This is a genomic window from Kitasatospora sp. NPDC092948 (assembly GCF_044754805.1).
GTDB lineage: Bacteria > Actinomycetota > Actinomycetes > Streptomycetales > Streptomycetaceae > Kitasatospora.
Genome location: NZ_JBIVPU010000008.1, coordinates 115,889 through 138,602 on the forward strand (window position 1 = coordinate 115,889; position 22,714 = coordinate 138,602).

The window sequence follows — 22,714 nt, forward strand, 5'->3', positions numbered from 1 at the left end:
CGGCCGGGAGGGCTCTGACGTGGCATGGCTGACAGCGGGTGACTATCAGGTCACCCTGGAGGCGGACGGGAAGGTCGCGTGCCGGAACGCGGCCGGCCGGCGGTTGAAGACGGTGCCGGCGAAGCTCAAGGACGACCCGGCGGTCGTCCAGCTGCGCCGCCTCGCCGAGTGGCTCGACGCGCACCAGCGGCAGTGCCTGGCGACGGCGGAGCGGTGGATGGTCCGCTCGCTCCCGGTGCCCGCCGCCGTGATCGGCGCCGTCTGGGCCGACGAGACCTGGCGGTCGGTGCTGCGCGACCTGGTCGTCACCGGCGCCGACGGCTCGGTGGCCGGCTTCCTGCGCGACGCCGACCCGCAGCGCGGCCTCGGCGTGGTCGACCTGGACGGCGACACCGTCCGTCTGACCGACGCCGAGATCCGGATCCCGCACCCCGTCCTGCTCGAAGACCTCGACGAGCTGCGCGAGTTCGCCCTCGAACTGGACGTCGCCCAGCAGCTCCAGCAGCTGCACCGCGAGGTCTGGCAGCGGCCCGCCGACCTCGACCCGACGGCCACCCAGGTCGACACCTACGCCGGCGGCCGCTACCGGGAGCTGCGCGAACTGGTCGGCCGCTGCACCCGGCTCGGCCACCGCGTCCGCGGCGGGTACGCGATCGTCCCGCTGGTCGACGCCGGCCGCGCCCTGGAGGCCCGCCTGTGGGTGGGCGACTACTACGAGTACGACGAGTGCGAGACCGGCGCGCTGCACTGGACGGGCGCCGACGGCCGGCCCGTGCCGCTCGCCGAAGTGGGCCCGGTGGCCTGGTCCGAAGGCATGCGCATGGCCGCCGCGCTGTACGCCGGCCGTACCGTCGAAGGGGAGGAGTCGGCATGACGGACCACACCCGCACCGACGCGCAGTACCAGCAGGACCTGCTCGACGCGGGCGCCGTTCTGACGCCCGGCCAGGTCGCCGCCGCCGCTGACGCCGACAGCACGGTCGACACGCTCACCGCCCGCAGCTACCGGCACCCCGGGCTGGACGGGCGCACCGTGGTCCGCCTGGTGCCCGGCGCCCTCGGCCCCGCCGAGGACCTCGCCGTCGAATTCCTCGGCCTGGAGCCCGCCGCCGAACCCGTCGAGGTCGGCCAGGTCCGGCAGGAAGCACTCGGCTTCCCCGCCTGGGCGCTGGTCCACGACCCCGCCAACGGCCACCACGCGCTGGCCGTCGTCAAGGAGATGGAACGCCTCGCCCGCCAGGTCAAGTCCAAGCCCGGCAACGCCAAGGAAGGCTTCGACGAACTCGCCGTCCGCCTCGGCCGCGCCGTCCCGCACTTCCTGCCCACCTACTGCGAACAGGTCGGCCGGATCTTCCTCGACCAGGGCAACCAGAACTACGCCGCGACGTACTTCGGCAAGGCCCGCGAAGCCGAACGCACCCACAGCCTGGCCATCGACGAGGAACGGCTGCGCGCCGTCTTCCTGGAGTTCGCCCTCGGCGGCGCACTGACCGTCAAGGCGCTGCGCCAGTACGTCAAGGACCTCGCCGGGCGACTCGACGCGCCCACCGCCTGGCAGCGCTTCCGCCAGCTGTGCGCGGAACGCTCCGCCGCCGGCATGGCCCCGTACGCGGGCATCGCCGAGGACGCCCGGCAGCTGATCCGGGCCGCCGGGCTCGACCGGCGGGAACAGGAACAGCTGCTGATCGGCGAACTGCTGACGTCCTCCGCCATCGGCCGGGCGCCCGCCGCCGTGTGGAAGTCCTGGCGCGGCGCCCTGGTCGAACTGGCCGGGCGCGACGACACGGTACCGGCCCGGCTGCTGGAGATCCTGCCCACCCCGAGCGGCTCCAGGGACGACGCCGCGACCGACGCCGACTGGCTGACGCTGCTCCGGGAGACCGGCGCCGAAGACCTCCTGACGGACCCGAAGGCCACCGGCGCCGAACCCGCCGCCCGCTGGCTCCAGCGCTGGACCGCCCACCTCGACCGCGGCTGGCGCTCCCGCCCCGCCTGCGGAGCCACCGTCGAACTCGCCGGGCGGATGGCCGAACGGCTGCGCACCGAAGCCGTCCCCGTCGAGCTGCTCCCCAAGCACCCGACCGCGCTCAACCTCCTCGACCTGCTGCTCGCCGAACAGGTCCCGGTCGCCGACCCGGCCGACACCCCGACCGTCCACCTCGGCCCCTGGCTGGAGGACAGCGGCGACGGCCGCCGCGACCTGGCGGCCGTCGCCGCCGACCCGCGCTTCCGCACCGCCCTGAAGAACGCCGTCCCGGCGGTCTGGGAGCGGCACGGCGGCGGCCGGCTCGGCCCGATCGCCGTCCAGTACCCGGTGCTGCGCGCCCTGTTCGTCGAATGGGCCGACGAGCGGGCCGACGAACTCTGCTCCGCGACCGGCCTGTCCGGGGCGCTGAGCCTGCTGACCGCACTCGGCCGCGTCCGCAACTGCGTCATCGAGGTCAACCCGGCCGCCGCCGCCCGGATCGCCGGACTCGACGTCGCCGCGCTGCTCGGCCACACCCTGCGGGCCGGCATCCTCGACGAACTCGGCTGGCCCGCCCTGGAAGAGGCGCTGCGGCGCATCGGCCACGACGACGACCAGGCCGGCCGCGTCCCCGGCCGGATCAACCGCAACGGCCTGCAGATCGAGGACGCCTGGCCGGCCCTGATCCTGGCGCGCAAGGGCAAGGCCGTCGTGGTCGGCCCCGACGGCATCCTGCTCGAACACGACCTGCGCTGCCCCGCCGACCTGCCCCGCTGGCACAGCCCCCGGCTGCGCTACGTCGACGGCGAACTGCTGGTCGCCTGGCGCGAGTCGGACGGCCCGCGCGCCTACTGGTCCGGCCGGCCCGACCAGGTCTTCACGCCGACCGGCGAACCCCTGGACATCGGCTACTACGGCCCCCACAACATCGGCCGGACCTCGATACCGCTGCCCGGCGGCGGCCGCGCCACCGGCGGCCGGGTCCTGCACGCCGGCGACACCGCGCTGCCCGCCGAACGCCTCGTGCTGAGCGACGGCGTCGGCCACTGGACGCACCGCCGCGGCACCCTGGTCGAGTACGACCCCGGCACCGGCGCCCACGGCCGGGCCTCCGCGCCGCCGCTGTTCGCCACCGACGGCGACCCGGCCGGCACCCTCCGGCCGCTCCAGTCCCGGCTGCTGCCGCTCCAACCCGGACTGGAGCACACCCCGCTCGGCACCGACGGCGCCCTGCTCGGCGGCTGGCTGCGCACCGGCCCCGACCGGGCGACCTTCCACGGCGTCGACGGCCGCGCCGTCACCCTGCCGACGTCCGGCCACTGGCCGGTCGGCCGACTCCAACTGCCCGGCGGCGCCGCCCTCGCGCTGGCCGCCACCGACCGCAGCGTCGTGCTCGGCCCCGTCGACGGCACCGGCCGCGCCACCGAGCAGCTCGCCGACCTCACCACCTCCCACCCCGGCCACCTGCACGCCGCCGGAACGGCCCTGGTGCCGCCGCTCGACCACTGGCACGCGCTGCGCCCCCGCGACGAGGCCGGCTCGCAGCTGCTGCGCACCGTCACCGACCAGCAGGCCGCCGAACTCCTCGACGCCGCCTGGCCGGTGGACGCCGCGGACGCCGAACCGCCGCTGCGCGCCGAACTGCTGCTGATCCGCGGGACCGTCCGGCAGGTCGCGGGCGCCTGGGCCGTCCAGGCCGTCCCCGTCGCGGCCGTCACCGAACTGCTGCCGGGCCTCACCGACCCGCTGCTGGCCGCGGGCGTCGCCGGCCTCGCCCGGACCGCCACCGACACCGCGACCCGCGCCGCCCGGTTCGCACCCCTGCCGCAGCCCGAGGCCGAGACCCCGGCCGCCCCGGCCGCGCCCGCCGGGTACCAGCCGGAACACGGCGACGACGGGGCGCTGGCGGAGGCGCTGGAGGGCGTCTTCGGCCGCCTGGACGGCTTCGGGCAGAGCTGGAACCGCGGGTCGAAGCAGTGGCACGTGCTCGGCAACCTGCGCACCGTCACCGACCTGCTGGCCGCGCCGCCGCAGGACCGGCCCGCCGAGTGGACCGCCGACCCGCGCCGCCTCCCCCTGCGGGGCGGCTGCCACGGCTGGACCCAACTGCTCGGCCGCACCGCCCCCATCGCGCTGGCCGCCGCCGGCCCCGCCACCGAGCAGCCCGCCCGGTCCGCGCTGGCCCTGCTGCTGGCCGAGCTGACCCGCGGCCCGCTCGCCGACGGCGGTCCGACGCTCCGTCAGGTGACGCTCAGCGAGCAGAAGGACACCGGCGGAGGGACGAACACCGCCACGTCCGGGACGTACCCGACCCGGCTGGGTCAGGTGCTGCGCCACGGCAGGCGCACCGTGGTCGTGCTGGAGAGCCACAGCCACCGGGACGCCCTGCACTGGGACGCGATCGAACACGACCCGTCCGGCGAGTTCGGGCCCGTCGCCGACTTCACCATCACCGACGAACGGCGGGTCCGCGACGAGCTGACCGCCGACTGGACCGCCCGCTTCACCTCCCTGCTCGCCCAGCACGGCCCGGCCGCCTGGAAGCCCGAGCAGGCCGAGCAGTTCGACGCCGCCACCGGCATCGGCCGGACCCGCTCGACCCTGCTGCTCGCCATGCCCCCCGGGCTGTTCTACTGGTCCAGCGACTTCCCCACGGCCGAACACCTCGCCCGGTTCGAGCTGAAGGCCACTCAGGTGAAGGCCGCCAAGGAGTGGCTGAACACCGTCGACCGCCCCGACCTGGACGCCGTCCTGGCCGCCCTGCTCCCCGCCGACCCGGCCCTGCTCTGGTCCGACGGCCGGGCCTCCGATGCCGCCGCAGCGCGCTGGATCGAACGCCGCGGACGCCTGCGGACCCTCCCCGAGGAGGACCAGGCCGCCGTCAGCGGGACGAGCATCTCCGCGCTCGAACAGGTCCTCAACCCGGAGACCACCGGCTGGATCGCCCGCACCACCACCCAGCGCATCCGCCCCACCGAGAACGGCGTCGACCTGCTCCCCGACGACCCCGGCGCGATCCCCGGCACCTGGACCCTCGCCCGGGCGCTCGACGCACTCCGCTGGCTGGCCCACCGCCTGCCGTACGGCTCCGACCTGCGCCCGGCACTGCCCCGGGCGCTGGCCGCGATCCGCACCCGGCTCGCCGACCCGGGCCTGCTGCTGGACCTCGGCCGGTACTCCACCGTCCGCGACCGGCCGCTCGCGGCCGTGCTGCGCGGCCACTTCGGCCTGCCGGAGAAGGACGGCACCACCGGCGAGGAACCGGTGGCCTGCGGCGAGGCGATCGTGCTGGCCCCCAGCCCCTACGGCGAAACCGCCCACCTGCGGCCGGCCGCCCTCGCCGGCCCGGACGACCCGCTGCTCGTCCTGCTCGCCGACCTGACCGGCGCCCGCCGCGCCCGGGACGGGCTGGGCGCCCTGCGGGAGCTGCTCGGCGACGACCTGACCCGGCTGACCGCACACGGCTCCGCCGCCGACGAACCGGTCGGCTGGCCGCAGGACCCGCAGCGCAGCGCCCCCGCCCTGGTCGCCGAGACCGCCCGGGCCCTCGGCCTCGGCGAGGACGCCGCCGCCCTCTACCTGCAACTGCTCGCCCTCCCCGACCCGACCGACCGCAACACCGCCCGGTGGACCGGCTGGAAGCCCGCCCGGCTCAAGCGCGCCCGCGCCGAACTCGCCGCCACCGACCTGGTGTTGGAGGCCAAGCGGTCCCGGGCCGGCCGCAGCCTGTTCCTGCCCGGCGGCTGGCAGGAGGCCAAGTCGCCCAGCCTGCCCGTCGAGGTCTGGAAGGCCGGCCTGTACGACATCCCGTCCGACGTGGCGATCCTGCCGCACCTCCCCGCGCCCGAACTGTTCGCCCTCGCCCGGCAGCGGATCGCCGACGGCGACCGGCCCGGCTACGAGCAGCTCACCACCAACACCCGTCGGCGAGGCCGCCGATGAGCCCGCAGGCCCACCTCAGTGAGGACACCACCGTGAGCACCGCGCCCGACCGGCAGACCGTCCAGATCGTCCTGCCGGAGGACAAGTACGCCGCCGAACTGGAGTTCCTCGCCGCCCACGACACCGGCCCGCGCCCGCCCGGCTGGCGGCTCACCCCGCGCGCCGTGGTCACCTTCGTCCTCGGCAGCGGCGGCGAGAAGCTCAAGCACGGGCGCCGGAGCACGGTCGTCGAACCGAAGTTCGTCGGCGACCGCGCCCTGGTCGAACGCTGCGTCGTCACGCTGGCCGGCGAACGCGGCCTGCTGCTGGTCGGCGAGCCCGGCACCGCCAAGTCGATGCTCTCCGAACTGCTCGCCGCCGCCGTCTGCGGCACCAGCGCGCTCACCGTCCAGGGCACCGCCGGCACCACCGAGGACCAGCTCAAGTACGGCTGGAACTACGCCCTGCTGCTCGCCAAGGGCCCCAGCCGGGAAGCCCTGGTCCCCTCGCCGGTGCTCACCGCGATGACCACCGGCGCGGTCGCCCGGGTCGAAGAGGTCACCCGCTGCCTGCCCGAGGTGCAGGACGCCCTGGTCTCACTGCTCTCCGAACGCCGCATCGCCGTCCCCGAGTTGGCGGGCAGCGCGGACGCCCAACTGCACGCCGCGCCCGGCTTCACGCTGATCGCCACCGCCAACCTGCGCGACAAGGGCGTCTCCGAGATGTCCGCCGCGCTGAAGCGCCGCTTCAACTTCGAGACGGTCGGCCCGATCGGCGACCTCGCCGCCGAGATCGACCTGGTCCGCCGTCAGTCCACCGCCGCCGTCGCCCGGGCCGGCGCGCCCTACGCCGTCGACGACGCCGTGCTGGAAGCCCTGGTCACCGCCTTCCGCGACCTGCGCACCGGCCGCTCCGTCGAAGGCTGGGACGTCGAACGCCCCTCCACCGTCATGAGCACCGCCGAAGCCGTCTCGGTCGCCACCGCGCTCGGCGTCACCGCCGCCTACCTCGACGGCGCCGACACCCTCGCCCGCCTCCCCGGCCAACTCGTCGGCGTCGTCCGCAAGGACGACCCCGCCGACACGGCCCGCCTGCTCGGCTACTGGGACGGCCCGGTCCGCCGCCGCGCCGAACAGGGCTCCACCACCTGGCGCACCCTGTGGGACCTGCGCCCCACCCTGGGGGACTGACCACCGTGACCGCTCACGCGACGACGACGCCTGCCGGTTCGGGCGTGGACGACACCGGGCCGGCACCGTCCGGGGCCCGCCACGAGGCGGCTTCGGCCGGGACCGGGGCTGCGGTCGCGGCTGCTGGTGTGCACGCGTCCGCGGTTGCTCCTCCGCCGGGGCCCGCTCGATCCGGGCCGTCGGCGGAGGCCGTGGTCCGGCTCGCGGGTTCGGGTGCGGGCGGCGGTGTCGAGGACTCCCCGGCGGAGGCCGTGGCCCGGCTCGCCGGTTCGGGTGCGGACCGGCCCGGGCCGTACCTGATCGGCGTCCGGCATCACGCCCCGTCGATCGCCGCCGTGCTCCCCGCGCTGCTCGACGCGGCGCGCCCGGACGTGCTGCTCGTCGAACTGCCCGAGGAGTTCCAGCCCTGGCTCGGCCTCCTCGCCGACGAACGCACCGAGGCGCCCGTCGCCCTGGCCGCCGCCACCGCCGGGGACGGCCCCGGACCGGCGTTCTACCCGTTCGCGGACTTCTCCCCGGAACTCGCCGCCCTCCGCTGGGCGGCCCGCCACGGCATCCCCGTCCTGACCTGCGACCTGCCACTGGCCCACCGCACCGCCGGGGCCCGCGACACCGACCCCGTCCCGCAGGGCCTCGCCGACGCCCTCCGCCAACGTCTGACCGGCCGCCCCGACGAAGACCTCTGGGACCGCCTCGTCGAAGCCCCCGCCCCCGGCTCCACCCCGGAACAGATCCGCCGCGCCGCCCTCCTGGTCGGCTGGGCCCTCCGCAAGGACGCCGGGGCAGTGGACCCGCTCGACCTCCACCGCGAGTCGTGGATGCGCCGACGCATCCACGCAGCGGGGGCGGACGGTCGCCGGGTCGCTGCGGTCATCGGGGCCTTCCACGCACCGGCGCTGCTCGACGGTCTCCCGAGGGACGGCGACCCGACGGACGGCGAATTGGCGCAGGTGCCCGAAGCCGGCTCCACGTCGCCCGGCGCGGCGCCCGCCGCACCCGAGGCGTACGTCGTCTCCCTCGTCCCCTACACCTACCCCCTGCTCGACGCCCGCTCCGGCTACCCGGCCGGGATCCGCGACCCCGAGTGGCAGCACACCGTGCTCACTGCCGCCGGGGACGCGGATCGGCTCGCGGCGGAACTCGTCCGGGTCGCCGTGCGGATCTGCGAGGCGCTGCGCGGGCACGGGCACCCCGCCGGGCCCGCGGATGCGCGGGAGATCGTGCGGGTGGCGGGGGACCTGGGCCGACTTCGGGGGCTCCCGGCGGCCGGGCGCGGGGAGTTGATCGAGGCGGTGCAGAGCGTGCTGGCGCAGGGCGAGCCGCTCGGGCGGGGGCGGGCCGTGGCACGGGCACTCGAAGAGGTACTGGTCGGGCGGCGGACCGGAAGGCCCACGCCGGCCGCGCCCCGGAGCGGGCTCGGGCCCGCCGTCGAAGCGCTGCTCGCCGAACTCGGCCTGCCCGTCACGGCCGAACCGTCGCCGCGCGACCTCCGGCTCGACCCGCACCGCTCGCCCCTCGACGCCCGGCGCGAACTGCTGCTGCGCCGCCTGGAGGTGTGCGGCGTCCCCTACGGCGAGCCGGTCGCCGTCAGCGGCGCCGGCGGCGCCGATGCCGTCGGGTCGCGCTGGCGGGTGCAGTGGACGCCCGCCGTCGCCGCGATGCTCACCGTCGCGGGGATGCGCGGAGTGACGCCCGCCCAGGCCGCCGACGGGACGTTGCGCGAACGGCTGCGCCGCGAGCGCGAGGAGGGCGGGTCGACCGCCCGGCAGGCCATCGACGGCCTGGCCGCCGCCGCGGCGTGCGCCCTGCCCGGCCCGACCGCCGTCCGACTGGGCCAACTCGCCGACGAGGTACCGGCGGTGGCGTCCCTGTCGGAACTCCTCGACGGCCTCGCCCTGCTCGACCGGTTCGCCGCCGGACACCTGGCCGGCCGCGAGGCCGCCGCACCGCTGCTCGGACCGGCCGCCGAAGCCGCCGGACTGCTCGGCGCCGCGGCCGTCCGCGGGATCGAGGGCCTGCTGGGCTCCGACGACGTCGACGACGCCCGCGCCCTGGTCGAGTTCGCCCGCCGGGCCGACGCCGACGGCGGCCTCCGGCTCGGCCACACGCTGCGTCAACTCGCCGACTACGGCTCGCCGTTGATCCGAGGCGCGGCCGGGGCGACCCGGGTGCTGCTCGGCCACCAGGAGGGCGCCGAGTTCGGCGGCCGGGTCGCCTCCTGGGTGGACGCCGCATCCGCGCCCGACGGCCGGGCCGCACTGCGCCGCTCCCTCAGCGGCCTGCTCACAGCCGCCGAAGGGCTGCTCGACTCCGCCCCGCACGCGCTCGAACCCCTGCTGGCACGCGTCGCCGAACTCCCCGACGAGGCGTTCCTCGACCGACTGCCCGCGCTGCGCGGCGGATTCGACACGCTCAGCCCGGCCGCCCGCGACCGGCTGCTCGCCGTCGTCGAGGAACGCCTCGGCGTCCAGGTCGACCCCCTGCCCGCCGAACTCGACCCGGCCACCCTCGCCACCTGGGCCCGAGCCGACCTGACGGCGCGTCAAATACTCGAAGTCATCGGCCTGTTGCCCGCCGGGACGGACATCCGGCCGCCCGCCCCCCGTACCGAAGAGCCCGAGCCGCCCGTCCCCGGCTCCACCGCCCTCCCGCCCGCCGACCGCTGGCGGCTGGTGCTCGGACGCCCGGGCAGCGGCCGGGGCCCTGGCGGCCGGTCCGCACGGCTCGCCGCCGCACTCGACGAGCTCTACGGCACCGGTCGCGGCGAGGGCTCCGCACCCGGCCCGACCGGCGACCCGCGCGGCGGCCGCGAGGCGCCGTACCCGGGCGTGCGGGAGTGGTCGGAGGAACTGGTCGCCCTGTTCGGGCCGGGCATCCGCGAAGAGGTCCTCGCCGCCGCAGCGGCCCACGGCCGCACCGACGTCCTGGAAACACTGGCCCCGGAGGCCGTCCGCCCCTCGATCGACCTGCTGCGCACGGTACTTCAGCACGCCGGCGGCCTGCCCGAGTCGCGCCTCGCCGCGCTGCGCCCGCTCGTCCGGCGGCTGGTCGACGAACTGTCGCGCGAACTCGCCACCACGCTGCGCCCGGCCCTGACCGGCCTCACCCTGCCCCGGCCCAGCCGCAGGCGCGGTGGCCCGCTCGACCTCGACCGCACGATCCGCGCCAACCTCGCCACCGCCCGGCCCGGCGCGGACGGCACCACCGTGATCGTCCCCGAACGGCCGGTCTTCCGGACCAGAGCCGCCCAGGCCAACGACTGGCGCCTGATCCTGGTGGTCGACGTCTCCGGATCCATGGAGGCCTCCACCGTCTGGGCCGCCCTCACCGCGTCGATCCTGGCCGGAGTCCCGTCCCTGACCGCACACTTCGTCGCCTTCTCCACCGACGTCGTCGACCTCAGCGGACACGTGAACGACCCGCTCGGCCTGCTCCTGGAAGTCCAGGTCGGCGGCGGCACCCACATCGCGGCCGGCCTGCGGTACGCCCGTGGCCTGGTCACCGTCCCGTCCCGCACCCTGATCGCCGTAGTCAGCGACTTCGAGGAGGGCCACCCCCTCGGCGGCCTGCTCACCGAGACCCGAACCCTGGTGGACATGGGCTGCCACCTGCTCGGCTGCGCCGCCCTCGACGACACCGGAAAACCCCGCTACTCCGTCGCAGTCGCCGAACAACTCGTCGCCGCAGGCATGCCGGTGGCAGCGCTCAGCCCCCTGGAGCTGGCCCGCTGGGTGGGGGAGAAGACCCGATGACCGACACGTTGCGGTGGCCCGCCGTCGCCCCGGAGCCGGTGTCACCGCGTCGGCAACTGCGGCTCGATGGTGCGGCGACGAGGCCCGCGGACCGCCCGGTTTCGCGGGCTGGCGATGACACCGGGGAGCTTTGGTACTCGGCATCTGTCGCCGGACAGATCGTCGCTGCGGGCATGTCGTTGTCGGCACCGTCGTTGTGGCTCGACGGTGCTGGCAAGCCCCGGTGCGTGGCTCCCGTCGCTGAACAACTCGTTGCCGTGGGCGCGCCGGTGGCGGCGCTCAGCCCGTTCGAACTGGCCTGCTGGGTGGGGGAGAAGATCCGATGACCGACATGCCATGGCCCGCCGTCGCCCCCGAGGTCGTCGCCGAGGTGGTCTCGGCCCTGTCCCCGCGCCTGCAGAAGCGACTCGACGGCGCGGCCGCCAAGCTCGCCGACCGCCCGATCGAGCGGACGGGCGACGACTGGTGTCTGCGGATCGACGACGAGACGGTGCTGGTCCTGCACGCCCCGGGCGGCACCGTCCGTACGGCCGACGATGTCCGCTGCGGCTGCCTGCTCGCACCCGGGTGTCTGCATCGCGCCGCCGCCGTCACCGCTGCCCCGCTGGCCGCGCCCGTCGCCGACGAGCCGCCAACATCCGCCACCACGACCGAAGTTGACGAAGCGCCGGCAGAGGAGGAGGCCCCCCTCGCCCCCGCCGAGGCCGAGGCCGTCGCCCGCCTGCGCCGCGTCGCCGCCGACACCCTGGCGGCCGGCATCAGTGGCGCGGGCAGCGTCCAGCAGGCCGAACTGCTGCGCACCGCCCACCAGGCCCGGCTGCTCGGGCTGCACCGGCCGGCCGCGCTGGCCGCCACCGTGGTCACCCGGCTGCGGGCCGCCCGGGCCGCCGAGCCCGACCACCGGCTCGCCGACCTGGCCGCCGCCCATCGCGAACTGCTGGGCGCCACCACGGTGTTCACCCCCGGCGAGGTGCGGGCGGCGGCCCGGCAGACCTACCGGGAGGCCGGATCGCTGCGCCTGTACGGGCTGTTCGCCGAGCCGGTGGTCTCGGCCACCCATGCCGGCGTCACGGTCTGGGTGGTGGACGGCGACGGGCGGCTCGCCACCGTCTCCGACGTCACCCCGCACGCCGATCCGACCGAGGCCGCGCAACTCGCGGGCGCGGCGGCCGGCCGGCCGGTCCGGCTCGGCGACGCCAGCCTGTCGCACCGCGATCTCGCCCGGGCCGGACTGGCCGTGCAGAACGCCACCCGCAGCGAGTCGGGGCGGCTCGGCGCGGGCGCAAAGGTCCGGGCCGTGCGCGCCGCCGGGGCCGACTGGTTCGAGGAGCCCGTCGCCGGGCTCTGGGCGCAGCCGGTGCCCGCCCAGATCGAACGCGCCCTGGCGGCTCGGCGCATCCCCCAGGAACATCGCCCTGCCGGTTCGGACCTGCTGTTCCTCGACGTCACCGTGCTCGGGCCGGGTGCCGTCCCCGGTTCGCCCGTCCCCCAACTGCTCGCCGCCTGCGCGGGGTTGACGGTGGCGCTGCTCCCCGCCCAGGACCATCCGAGGCTCGCGTTCGCTGCCAATGTCGCGGCGCTCGCGTCCGTCCCGGGCCTGCCGCTGCGGGTGATCGGCCGCCTGGAACGGGCCGGCCACCCACGGCTGCGCCTCCTGGCCGCCGCGCCTGCACCGGGACGGCCGGGCCTGTCGCTTCCGCCCGAGTACCGCAACCGCGTCAGCCTGGGCCTGGAACGCCTCCAGCGGGCCGACCTGCCGGCCGGGAGCCCCGGGACACCGCCACCGGCCGCCGCGTTCACCCCACAGCCGCCCCTCCACCTGCTGACCCGCCCCCTCGAACAGGCCGTCACCGGCGGCCGCCGCGCCCTGACCGGCCGACCTCCCGCCGAAGGCCACCACCTGCGCGCGGCCGGCCTCGGCACCGCCCACCACCTGCTCACCGCCCTCCGCACGGCCGCAGCAGACCGGCAACGCGACGTCTTCGGCCGCCTCCGCACCACCGACCACCTGGCCTTCGCCACAGCCTGGCTCGCCGCCGCCCGCTACCAGGAGGAACTGTCCACCGCCCTCTGCACGGCCGGCTGGGCACCCTGGCAGCCCGATCAGTAGCAGTGGCGCCGGACTCGTTCCGCGACGATGCGGGAAGGGGCCCGCGCGTCGACCTCGATCAACTTCAGCAGCTCGGCGTGCGCGTGTGCGACATGACGGCGACTCAGCCGGGACGACCGGCTCCCGAGCGAGAATGCCCGGGCGGTCGTGCTTCGCCGGCGCGCCACGGGCTACGCCGGCCGGCAGCGACGCCCGGTACGGCGGGCGGCCTACCGGCCTCTGGCCGACCAGTAGGGCGCGGCGTGGGCGAGGGCGCGGCCCTCCAGCGTGGTGACGAGGCGTTCGAAGAGGTGGACCGCGGCGGGGCCGGACCAGTCCGGGGGGAGGACCTGTGGGGGGAGGCCCGGGTCGCGGAAGGGGAGTTTGCGCCAGTCGTCGACGACCGAGAGGTAGCCGACGAAGGCGTCCCGGCCGTCGATGAACGCGGCGGCGGCGAGGTGGTCGGCCTCGGTGGTGCGGGAGGCGAGGAACTCCCGGTAGCGGCGGTCGAGTTCGGCGAGGTCCCAGCCCTTGCGGACCATCGCGGCGAGGTCCTGCCCGCCGACGTGGTCGCCGGTGAAGATCGCGCACTGGTCGGTCAGGTCGAGTTCGGCGATCGCCCGGACGGCGGCGGGCAGCATCCGGGCGGGCGCGATCCACACCGCCGCGCCGATGTTGCCGAAGCCGAGGGCGGCCAGATGCGCCGTCAGCTGGTGGCGCTTGGCCCGGGCGGACTCCGGCACCGAGAAGTTGACGAGGCACCAGCCGTCCGCCAGGTCGGCGGGCTGCCGGGCGTGCCAGATCACCTCGTCGCCGGTGGCCAGCGCCTCCAGCGCGGCGGGCGTCAGCGCGTAGCCGCGCACCCCGGAGCGGGTCTGCGCCTCCAGCCAGCCGCGCTGCTTGAGCCGGAAGACGGCGGTGCGGACGCTGGAGGCGTCCAGCCCGGCCTGGGTGAGCAGGTCGACGGTGCCGGCGATCGGCATCCAGTTGCCCAGCTTGCGGACGACGGCGCCGAGGAAGGTCACCAGCACGGTCCGGGAACGGCGCGCCGCGGCGGGCCGGGCCTCCATCGTCTCGCTCATCCCACCGAGTATGGCGGACGCCGAGCACATGATCGGACCGCACCCCTGCTGCTCGGACGGGCAACACGGCTGCCCGGGCAGGCGGCACCGCTGCCCGGACGGGCAACACCGGCACCGGCACCGGCGTCCCGCCCCCCGTCGCTCACGCGGTCACCCCGATCCGGCGGTCCGGCGTCCAGCGCACGTGCACCGTGCCGGGAACGCCGTCGCGCAGCAGCGCCAGCCGCGGCGGGACGCGGTCGGTGCGCGAGGTGGGCGGCCGGCGGCGGCCGGCCCGCCACTGGAGCGGCCACTCGGCGCCCTCGCCCCGGTAGTCCTGTTCGGCGGCGGCGTGCAGCGTCCACTGCGGGTCGTACAGGTGGGGGCGGCCCAGTGCGCACAGGTCGGCGCGGCCGGCCAGCAGGATCGAGTTGACGTCGTCCCAGGAGGAGATCGCGCCCACGGCGATCACCGGCACCCCGGCGGGGGCGGCCACCCGGTGGCGGACCCGGTCGGCGAACGGCGTCTGGTAGGAGCGCCCGTAGGCCGGGCGTTCGTCCGCCGCGACCTGGCCGGTGGAGACGTCGATGGCCGCCGCGCCGTGCTCGACGAAGGCCCGGGCGATGCCCTCCGCGTCCTGCTCGGTGGTGCCGTCCGGCAGCCAGTCGGTCGCCGAGACGCGCACCGTCACCGGAATCCGTGAGGGCACCGCCCGCCGGACCGCGTCGAACACCTCCAGCGGGAAGCGCAGCCGCCGCTCCAGGGTGCCGCCGTACGCGTCGGTGCGGCGGTTGGCGACGGGGGAGAGGAACGAGGAGAGCAGGTAGCCGTGCGCGGCGTGCACCTCGATCAGGTCGAAGCCCGCGTCCACCCCGCGCCGCGCCGCCGCCTCGAAGTCGGCGACCACCCGGTCCAGATCGGCCCGGGTCGCCTCGCGCGGCAGGTGGCAGCCCGGCCCGTAGGGCAGCGCGGACGGGCCGATCACCTCCCAGTTGCCGTCCGGCAGCGGCCGGTCGATGCCGTCCCACATCAGCCGGGTCGAGCCCTTGCGGCCGGAGTGCCCGAGCTGGAGGCCGATCTTCGCCGAACTGCGCTCGTGGACGAAGGAGGTGACGCGCCGCCAGGCCTCGCGCTGTCCGTCGGTCCACAGGCCCGCGCAGCCGGGCGTGATCCGGCCCTCGGGGGAGACGCAGACCATCTCGGTCATCACCAGGCCCGCGCCGCCGAGCGCCTTGGAGCCCAGGTGCACCAGGTGGAAGTCGCCCGGCAGGCCGTCCGTCGCGGAGTACATGTCCATCGGCGAGACGATGATCCGATTGTTCAGCTCCAGCGGGCCGATCCGCACCGGCTGGAACATCGCCGGGCCGGGCCGGGCGCCGAACTCGCCCTCCACCAGGGCCGCGAACTCCGCGTCCCGCTCCTTCAGGTTCTCGAAGGTGATCCGGCGCGAGCGGGTCAGCAGGTTGAAGACGAACCGGGTCGGCTCCTGGCCGGCGTACATGCCGATGTTCTCGAACCACTCCAACGAGGCCTGCGCGGCCCGCTGCGTCGACTCCACCACCGGCCTGCGCTCGTCCTCGTACGCCGCCAACGCGGCGTCCAGGGACGGCTGTTCGTGCAGACAGGCGGCCAGCGCGAGGGCGTCCTCCATGGCGAGCTTGGTGCCGGAGCCGATCGAGAAGTGCGCGGTGTGCGCCGCGTCGCCGAGCAGCACCACGTTGCCGTCGAACCAGCGCTCGTTGCGGACGGTGGTGAAGTTCAGCCAGCGCGAGCGGTTGGTGCGGATCCGATGGCCCTTCAGCTCCTCGGCGAAGATCTCGGCGATCCGGGCGACCGCGTACGCGTCCGACTCGCCCGGCCCGAACTCCCGCCCGTCGGCGCGGTCGAAACCGGCCCGCCGCCACACCTCCTCGTGCATCTCCACGATGAACGTCGAGCCCGTCTCCGAGTACGGGTAGCCGTGGATCTGCATGGTGCCCCACTGCGTCTGCTTGACGAAGAACTGGAACGCCTCGAAGACCAGGTCGGTGCCGAGCCAGATGTACTTGTTGTGCCGCCGGTCCAGCGACGGCCGGAAGGCCTCCGCCAGCTCGGCCCGGACGGCGGAGTGCACGCCGTCCGCCGCCAGCACCAGGTCGTGCCCCGCCCGCAGCTCGGCGACGCCCGGCGCGGGCGTGCGGTAGTGGACGCGCACGCCCAGCTCGGCGGCGCGCCGCTGGAGGATCCGCAGCAGTTCCTGACGGCCCATCGCGGCGAAACCCTGCCCGCCGACGGTGAACCGGTGGCCGTGGAAGTCGACGTCGATGTCGGTCCACCGGGCGAAGCCGCGCTCCATCTCGGCGAGCACCGCCCGGTCCGCGCCCGCGATGCCCGTCAGCGTCTCGTCGGAGAACACCACGCCGAAACCGAAGGTGTCCTCGGGGGCGTTGCGCTCCCACACCGTCACCTCGTGCGCCGGGTCCAACTGCTTCATCAGCGAGGCGAAGTACAGCCCTCCCGGCCCGCCGCCGACCACCGCGATCCTCATGCCGTCTCCTCTGCCACGATCCGGCGGAGCCGGAAATGCTGGAGCTTGCCGCTCGGATTGCGCGGCAGCGCCGCCACGAACCGCACCTCGCGCGGGTACTTGTACGGTGCGAGCTGCTGCTTCACGTGGTCCTGGATGCTGCGGGCCGTCGCCGCGTCCGCCGCCGCGCCCGGCCGCAGCACCACGAACGCGCAGACCACCGAACCGCGTTCGGCGTCCGGTGCGGCCACCACCGCCGACTCCACCACGTCCGGGTGGGTGTCCACGGCGGCCTCCACCTCCGGGCCCGCGATGTTGTAGCCGGACGAGACGATCATGTTGTCGCTGCGCGCCCGGTACCAGAAGTAGCCGTCCTCGTCGCGGACGAAGGTGTCACCGGTGACGTTCCAGCCGTTGACGACATAGTCCGCCTGCCGCTCGTCGTCCAGGTAGCGGCAGCCGACCGGGCCGATCACCGCCAGCCGTCCCGCCACCCCCGGACCGAGCTCCTCGCCGTCCGGCCCGAGCACCGTCGCCCGGAAACCCGGCACCGGCCGGCCCGTCGCGCCCGGGCGGATCTCGTCACCCGCCGCCGAGATGAAGATGTGCAGCATCTCGGTCGCCCCGATGCCGTCCACCACCCGCAGCCCGGTCAACGCCCGCAGCCGCTCCCACACCTCCAGCGGAATGTGCTCGCCCGCGCTCACCGCGCACCGCAGCCCCGAAAGCCGCTGCGCCAGACCGGACTTGACGATCTGCCGGTACGCGGTCGGCGCCGTCGCCAGCACCGTCACCCCGTGCTCCGCGACCAGCGAGGCCAGCTCCGCCGGCGTCGCCGACTCGGTCAGGAACGCGCACGCCCCCGCCCGCAGCGGGAACACCACCAGCATGCCCAGCCCGAAGGTGAACGCCAGCGGCGCCGTACACGCCACCAGGTCGTCCGGGCGCAGCCGCAGCGTGCACCGGCCGAAGGTGTCGTCGATCGACAGCAGGTCCCGGTGGAAGTGCACGGTGACCTTCGGGACGCCGGTGGTGCCCGAGGTCGGCCCGAACAGCGCGACGTCGTCCGCCGCCGTGTCCACCGCCGCGAACCGCCCCGACTTCGCCTCGGCCCGCCGCACCAGGTCGTCGTCCGCCCCGCCGCCGACCGCCACCACCGCGAGGCCGGCCGGCACCTCGTCCACACAGCGGTGGTCGACCAGCGCCACCGCCGGCCGGGTCTTCGCCACGATCGGCCCCAACTCCCGGGCTCGCAGCGCCGCCATGGTCGCCACCGCGATCCCGCCGGCCCGCAGCACCCCCAGCCAGGCCGCCACCGCCCACGGAGTGTTCGGCGACCGCAGCAGCACCCGGTTGCCCGGCACCAGCCCCAGATCCTCCGCCAGCACCTGCGCGACCTGCGCCGACCGCAGCTGCAATTCCCCGTACGTCCACACCTCCCCGCCGGGCGTGCGCAGCGCCGGCCGGTCCGGGCCCAGCGCGGCGACCTGACGGTCCAGCAACTCCACTGCGGCGTTCAGCCGTTCGGGATGGCGCAGCGCCTCGGTGGTGAACTCCAGCACCGGCCACTGCCCGACCGGCGGCAGGTGGTCGCGCGCGAACGTGTCACGGAAACCGGACTCCGTCATCGGCCGTCCCCCGCCCGGATCATGCCCTCCTGGAGCACCGTCGCCAGATGCACCCCGTCCGGGGTGAAGAACCGCCCCTCGCCGAGCCCCCGGCCCGACTCCGCCGCCACCGCCCGCTGCGCGTACAGCAGCCAGCCGTCCAACACGCCCGGCCGCGGCGGGCGGTGGAACCACATCGCATGGTCCAGGCTCGCCGTCACCAGCCCCGGCTGCGCCCACGCCAGGCCCAGCGCCCGCAGCACCGGTTCGAGAATCGTGTAGTCGCAGACGTACGCCAGCGCCGCCGCGTCCCGCTGCGCGTCGCTCAGCCCCTCCACCGGCCGCAGCGCGTCGAACGGCCGCACCCAGACCGCCTGGTGCGGCGCCCGCCCGCCCTCCACGGACAGGTACACCGGGCCCGGCACGTGCCGCAGGTCGAAGCTGCGGCCCGTCGACCAGTACTCCTTCGACTCCGCCGTCATCGTCCCGCCCGCACGGTCCGCCAAGTACGTCGCAGAGCTGGGCAGTTCCTCCGGCCCGGGCAGGTCGTCCGGCTGCGGCGGCGCGGCGGCGAAGCTGCCGCCGGGCTCGCCCGCCGCGAAGTTGGCCAGGCACACGTACAGCGCCTTGCCCCGCTGGTAGGCCCGCACCTGCCGGGTCGCGTAGCCGCGGCCGTCGCGCAGCAACTCGACCTCGTGGCGCACCGGTTCGCCGATCTCGGCGGGCCGCATGAAGTACGAGTGCACCGAGTGCAGCACCTTGCCGTCGTCGACCGACCGCATGGCCGCGGCCGCCGCCTGCGCGACCAGGTCGCCGCCGTACGCCTTCGGCCACGGGCAGGGCTGGGTGACGGCCGTGAACGCGAGGTCGAAGTGCTCGGGGGCGACGGGCTCCAGGGCGACGGCGGCGGCGAAGAACTCCGAGGTGGTGTCGGCCATCAGGGCCGTTCCAACCAGTCGGGCAGCTCCGCGTCCGGCACCTCGGGCAGGTTGACCACGATGTTCTCCGGGGTGCGGGTGGTCATCCAGGTCAGCGGGCGGTTGCGGTCGAGGTTGCACTCCACGTGCGGCATGAACGGCGGGACGAACACCCAGTCGCCCTCCGACAGGTCGACGTAGTCCGCGAACTTCGCGCCGAAGTAGATCCGGCCCCGGCCGGACAGCACGTAGCCGCCGGTCTCCGCCTCGCCGTGGTGGTGCGGCACCGACCGGTAGCCCGGCTCGTTGCCGACCTTCCCGAACCACAGCCGGGTGGCCGGGGTGTGCTGGATGCTGACGCCGGAGATCCGGGTGGCGCCGGCCGACTGCCCGGTGTCGGCGGGTTCGCTGCCCGCCCTGGTCACCACCGGGACCACCAGGCCGCTTGCGGTGGCGTACGCCGAGTTGTCGCCTTCGAGCAGGTACGAGCGGTAGTCGGGGGAGTTGCCGGGGGTGGGGTCCATGGGAAGCTCCTCGTCCTGGCTGGGGGTGGGTTCGAGAGGATGCGCTCGTGATGGATCGTCGGCCCTGTCGCGCCCGGCGGCGGTGCGGCTCGCCGGTGGCGGCAGGTCAAGCGGCTGGTCGGGCGGAAGGTCGGGGCGGCAGGTCAGGGGGTGAAGCGGACCGTGTTGCGCAGCGTGCCGATGCCTTCGATCGACGTCTCCAGCACGTCGCCGTCGGCCAGGAAGCGCTGCGGGTCGCGGGCCGCGCCGACGCCGCCGGGCGTGCCGGTGAGCACCAGGTCGCCCGGGCGCAGCAGGGTGAAGGTGGAGACGTAGGCCAGCAGGTCGGCGGCGTCGAAGACCAGCGTCCTGGTGCTGGCGCGCTGCACCTCCTCGCCGTTGACGCGGCAGACCACCTCGAGGCCGGCCGCCGGGTCGACCTCGTCCGGGGTGACCAGCTCCGGGCCGACCGGGCAGGACCTGTCCCAGGCCTTGCCCTGGAGCCACTGCGTCGTCCGGTTCTGCCAGTCCCGCACCGACACGTCGTTCGCCACCGTGTACCCGGCGATCCCGGCCAGCGCCGTCGCCCGGTCGGCGCGGCGCAGCGGCGCGCCGACCACCACCGCGAGCTCCGCCTCCCAGTCGACCTGGAGCCCGCGGGGCAGCACCAGGTCGTCCCGCGGGCCGGCCAGGGTGTCCGCGAACTTGGCGAACAGCGTGGGGTGGGACGGGAGTTCGCGTCCCATCTCGTGGATGTGCTCGGCGTAGTTCAGCCCGCAGCAGAGCACCTTGGCGGGCGCGGGCAGCGGCAGGACCGGGACGGCGCCGACGATCTCCTCCCCGGCCCGGGTCTGCGCCTGTGCCTGTGTCCGGGCCTGCGCCAGGGCGTCGGCGCCGCCGGTGCGCAGGAGGGCCGACAGGTCGGGGGCCGGGAGGGCGTGCCAGGCGTCGCCGCGCTTCACGGCGGCGCCGGTGCCGCCGCCGGGGCGGGAGACCGTTGCGAGACGCATGGGAGAGACCTCCACTTCGGCACCGCTGTCCGCCACCCGGTGCCGGGAGCGTTGTCCCAATGTTTCTGCGACCGTCACAATACTGTCAATACCTGCTACGGTGACGCACCGACGGCCCCCGACGGCACATCAGACCCGCAGGAGTCCTCCATGGCGAGCTACTCGGCCCCCGTTCCGGTCAACCCCGCGTCGCTTCCCGCGCCCCGCGGCTACTCGCACGGCACGCTCTGCGGCAACACCCTGCACCTCGGCGGCCAGACCGCCCTCGACCGGGACATGCGGATCGTGCCCGGCGGCATCGTCGAGCAGTTCCGGCAGGCCTTCGGCAACGTCCTCGCCACTCTCGCCGAGGCGGGCGGCCGGCCGCAGGACCTGGTCAGCATCACCCTCTACCTCACCGACATCCCCGACTACCAGGCGCACGGGAAGGAGATCGGCGAGGTCTGGCGCGAGCTCGCGGGCCCGGTCTACCCGGCGATGGCCGGCATCGGCACCACCGCGCTGTGGCAGCCCGAGGCGATGATCGAGATCCTCGGCGTGGCGGTCGTCCCGGACGAGCGGCTGATCCGCCCCGCCTGACCCGTGCTCGTCTCGTCGCGATCACTGACGGCCGTCCGGCGAAACGGAACGAGGGAGGTGGCGCGCAGGGGAGGGGGTCCCTGCGCGTCACCTCCCTCGGGGGTGGCGCGGGTGCGGCGTTCGTCAGCCGGCGAAGGCCGCCGTGCCGTTCGGGGTGCCGAGGCCGGTCGGGCCGTCGTAGCCGGTGCCGGCGGTGCACAGGTAGCTCGGCGAGCAGCTGCCGTTGGAGCCGGTGGTCACGTCGTTCAGGCTGCCGGTGTGGGCGTACGGGAACGAGGACGGGTAGGAGCCGGTGGACGGCGTCCCGGCCAGCGCGTACACGCTGGCGATGATCGGCGAGGAGGCGCTGGTGCCGCCGTACACCGCCCAGCCGCTGCCGCCGTAGGTCTGGTAGACCGCGACACCGGTGGCCGGGTCGGCGACCGCCGAGACGTCGGCTATGGTGCGCTTGCTGCAGCCGGTGTCCGTCTGCCAGGTCGGCTTGGCGTCGTAGGCGGAGCAGCCGGAGCCGGTGCCCTCGGTGGAGTTGGTGTACCAGACCGACTCGCCCCAGCCGCGGCTGCTGGAGTTGCGGGTCAGTGCGGTGCCGCCGACCGCGGTGACGTACTTCGAGGCGGCCGGGTACTGGGCGCCGTACGCGCTGTCGCCGGAGGAGACCGTGATGGCCACGCCCGGGTGGTTGAAGTACGAGGTGTCGTAGCTGGTGTCGGACGAGGACTCGCTGCCGCCGTAGCTGTTGGACACGTACTTCGCGCCCAGGGTGACGGCCTCGTTGACCGACTTGCCGAGGTTGGCCATGGTCGCGCTGGTGGCCTCGACCAGGATGATCTTCGCGTTCGGGGCGATCGCCGAGACCATGTCCAGGTCGAGCGAAATCTCGCCCGCCCAGCCGGAGTTGGCGCTCGGCAGGGTGGAGGTGCCGGTCTGGCCGACCTTCTTGAAGCAGCCGTTGGCGGTGGTGCAGGCCGGCAGGCCGTACTGCGTGCGGTAGACCGCCATGTCGGCCTCGGCGTTCGGGTCGTCGTACGCGTCGACGATCGCGATGGTGGCGCCCGCGCCGCCGTTGGCCGGGAGGTTGTACGCGCTCTGCAGGTCCGACGGGCCGTAGCCGGACGGGGTCGCGTTCGGCGTGATGCCGAGCGCGTGGACGTGCTGGGTCGCGTTGGTGACCTTCAGCGCGTCACAGCTCATGGTGTCGCCCTTGGCGAGCGTGTCGCACGCCCGCACCCAGGTCACGCCGCCCTTGCTGTAGGTGGTGGGCGTGGACTGGGCGTCGGCCGGCGCGGCGGCGGCCAGGCCGGTGAACGCGGTGAGGGCGAGTGCGGCGGCACTGATGAGGGTGGGCGCGGTGGGGGTACGCAAGGAACTGCCTCCTGGGGTCGGAGCACAACGGGGGAGCCGCCTGTGGCGGACGGGCCGAACACGCGGCGGGGCAGGCAGGGGCAGCGGCATGACTGGGGAGGCCGCGGCCCCTGCACCGGGGGAAATCGCACGGTTGAGCCGTCACCGACGCTAGTGATGGTGTCCCGTCAACTGCAATGAGCGGTAGGGAGATTGGACCGGGCCTTTACCGGTGGGGGACCGCAGGTGACGGTTCCTCCATACACAGAACTG

14 protein-coding genes are annotated in these 22,714 nt (G+C 75.1%); 7 read left to right on the forward strand and 7 right to left on the reverse strand.

All coding sequences use genetic code 11. The annotated features are described in order from the left end of the window. Positions 1–19 precede the first annotated feature (19 nt). The 6 genes from ACIQF6_RS23465 (at position 20) to ACIQF6_RS23490 (ending at position 12,938) form a co-directional block, all read left to right on the forward strand. The gene (locus tag ACIQF6_RS23465) at positions 20–874 is read left to right on the forward strand and encodes a DUF4132 domain-containing protein (protein ID WP_400898046.1); all 855 of its coding nucleotides are present in this window, start codon (positions 20–22) and stop codon (positions 872–874) included. Next, positions 871–5,907, forward strand: coding sequence for a hypothetical protein (locus tag ACIQF6_RS23470; RefSeq protein WP_400898048.1), 5,037 nt, complete (start codon positions 871–873; stop codon positions 5,905–5,907). Before ACIQF6_RS23465 ends, ACIQF6_RS23470 begins: the two co-directional genes overlap by 4 nt. Then, positions 5,904–7,076 (forward strand): AAA family ATPase, encoded by a 1,173-nt coding sequence (locus ACIQF6_RS23475; protein WP_400898050.1) that lies wholly within the window; start codon positions 5,904–5,906, stop codon positions 7,074–7,076. Before ACIQF6_RS23470 ends, ACIQF6_RS23475 begins: the two co-directional genes overlap by 4 nt. Positions 7,077–7,267: 191 nt before the next feature. Further along, positions 7,268–10,828, forward strand: coding sequence for a DUF5682 family protein (locus tag ACIQF6_RS23480; protein WP_400898052.1), 3,561 nt, complete (start codon positions 7,268–7,270; stop codon positions 10,826–10,828). Beyond that, positions 10,825–11,154 carry a hypothetical protein gene (locus ACIQF6_RS23485; RefSeq protein WP_400898054.1) on the forward strand — a complete coding sequence of 110 codons (330 nt, stop codon included), beginning with the start codon at positions 10,825–10,827 and terminating at the stop codon, positions 11,152–11,154. Before ACIQF6_RS23480 ends, ACIQF6_RS23485 begins: the two co-directional genes overlap by 4 nt. Continuing rightward, positions 11,151–12,938 carry a hypothetical protein gene (locus tag ACIQF6_RS23490; protein WP_400898056.1) on the forward strand — a complete coding sequence of 596 codons (1,788 nt, stop codon included), beginning with the start codon at positions 11,151–11,153 and terminating at the stop codon, positions 12,936–12,938. Before ACIQF6_RS23485 ends, ACIQF6_RS23490 begins: the two co-directional genes overlap by 4 nt. A gap of 209 nt (positions 12,939–13,147) precedes the next feature. Here ACIQF6_RS23490 and ACIQF6_RS23495 read toward each other — a convergent pair whose 3' ends face one another. From ACIQF6_RS23495 to ACIQF6_RS23520, 6 genes are all read right to left on the reverse strand, one after another. Beyond that, a complete protein-coding gene (locus tag ACIQF6_RS23495; RefSeq protein WP_400898058.1) occupies positions 13,148–13,999 on the reverse strand; it encodes a PaaX family transcriptional regulator C-terminal domain-containing protein in 852 nt (283 codons plus the stop codon). A gap of 142 nt (positions 14,000–14,141) precedes the next feature. Beyond that, a complete protein-coding gene (locus ACIQF6_RS23500) occupies positions 14,142–16,505 on the reverse strand; it encodes a bifunctional salicylyl-CoA 5-hydroxylase/oxidoreductase (protein WP_400898060.1) in 2,364 nt (787 codons plus the stop codon). Then, the gene (locus ACIQF6_RS23505; RefSeq protein ID WP_400898062.1) at positions 16,502–18,112 is read right to left on the reverse strand and encodes an AMP-binding protein; all 1,611 of its coding nucleotides are present in this window, start codon (positions 18,110–18,112) and stop codon (positions 16,502–16,504) included. The genes ACIQF6_RS23500 and ACIQF6_RS23505 overlap by 4 nt, the downstream gene beginning before the upstream one ends. Then, complete coding sequence (locus tag ACIQF6_RS23510; RefSeq protein WP_400898064.1) at positions 18,109–19,029, reverse strand: acyl-CoA thioesterase; 921 nt, start codon at positions 19,027–19,029, stop codon at positions 18,109–18,111. The genes ACIQF6_RS23505 and ACIQF6_RS23510 overlap by 4 nt, the downstream gene beginning before the upstream one ends. Further along, on the reverse strand, positions 19,029–19,532 hold the full coding sequence (locus ACIQF6_RS23515; protein ID WP_400898066.1) for a cupin domain-containing protein: 504 nt from the start codon (positions 19,530–19,532) through the stop codon (positions 19,029–19,031). The genes ACIQF6_RS23510 and ACIQF6_RS23515 overlap by 1 nt, the downstream gene beginning before the upstream one ends. Positions 19,533–19,675: 143 nt before the next feature. Continuing rightward, positions 19,676–20,521 (reverse strand): fumarylacetoacetate hydrolase family protein, encoded by an 846-nt coding sequence (locus tag ACIQF6_RS23520; protein WP_400898068.1) that lies wholly within the window; start codon positions 20,519–20,521, stop codon positions 19,676–19,678. 150 nt (positions 20,522–20,671) lie between these two features. Here ACIQF6_RS23520 and ACIQF6_RS23525 point away from each other — a divergent pair, with 150 nt between their 5' ends. Then, positions 20,672–21,100 (forward strand): RidA family protein, encoded by a 429-nt coding sequence (locus ACIQF6_RS23525; RefSeq protein WP_400898070.1) that lies wholly within the window; start codon positions 20,672–20,674, stop codon positions 21,098–21,100. Between the two features lie 123 nt (positions 21,101–21,223). Here ACIQF6_RS23525 and ACIQF6_RS23530 read toward each other — a convergent pair whose 3' ends face one another. Continuing rightward, complete coding sequence (locus tag ACIQF6_RS23530; protein WP_400898072.1) at positions 21,224–22,462, reverse strand: peptidase S8; 1,239 nt, start codon at positions 22,460–22,462, stop codon at positions 21,224–21,226. Between the last annotated feature and the right edge of the window lie 252 nt (positions 22,463–22,714).

Bases quoted from the DNA above. Each gene is read 5' to 3' on its own strand.
- ACIQF6_RS23470 (WP_400898048.1), top strand. From the start codon at position 871: ATGACGGACCACACCCGCACCGACGCGCAGTACCAGCAGGACCTGCTC.
- ACIQF6_RS23520 (WP_400898068.1), bottom strand. From the start codon at position 20,521: ATGCGTCTCGCAACGGTCTCCCGCCCCGGCGGCGGCACCGGCGCCGCC.
- ACIQF6_RS23495 (WP_400898058.1), bottom strand. From the start codon at position 13,999: ATGAGCGAGACGATGGAGGCCCGGCCCGCCGCGGCGCGCCGTTCCCGG.
- ACIQF6_RS23515 (WP_400898066.1), bottom strand. From the start codon at position 19,532: ATGGACCCCACCCCCGGCAACTCCCCCGACTACCGCTCGTACCTGCTC.
- ACIQF6_RS23490 (WP_400898056.1), top strand. From the start codon at position 11,151: ATGACCGACATGCCATGGCCCGCCGTCGCCCCCGAGGTCGTCGCCGAG.
- ACIQF6_RS23505 (WP_400898062.1), bottom strand. From the start codon at position 18,112: ATGACGGAGTCCGGTTTCCGTGACACGTTCGCGCGCGACCACCTGCCG.
- ACIQF6_RS23525 (WP_400898070.1), top strand. From the start codon at position 20,672: ATGGCGAGCTACTCGGCCCCCGTTCCGGTCAACCCCGCGTCGCTTCCC.
- ACIQF6_RS23510 (WP_400898064.1), bottom strand. From the start codon at position 19,029: ATGGCCGACACCACCTCGGAGTTCTTCGCCGCCGCCGTCGCCCTGGAG.
- ACIQF6_RS23485 (WP_400898054.1), top strand. From the start codon at position 10,825: ATGACCGACACGTTGCGGTGGCCCGCCGTCGCCCCGGAGCCGGTGTCA.
- ACIQF6_RS23475 (WP_400898050.1), top strand. From the start codon at position 5,904: ATGAGCCCGCAGGCCCACCTCAGTGAGGACACCACCGTGAGCACCGCG.
- ACIQF6_RS23500 (WP_400898060.1), bottom strand. From the start codon at position 16,505: ATGAGGATCGCGGTGGTCGGCGGCGGGCCGGGAGGGCTGTACTTCGCC.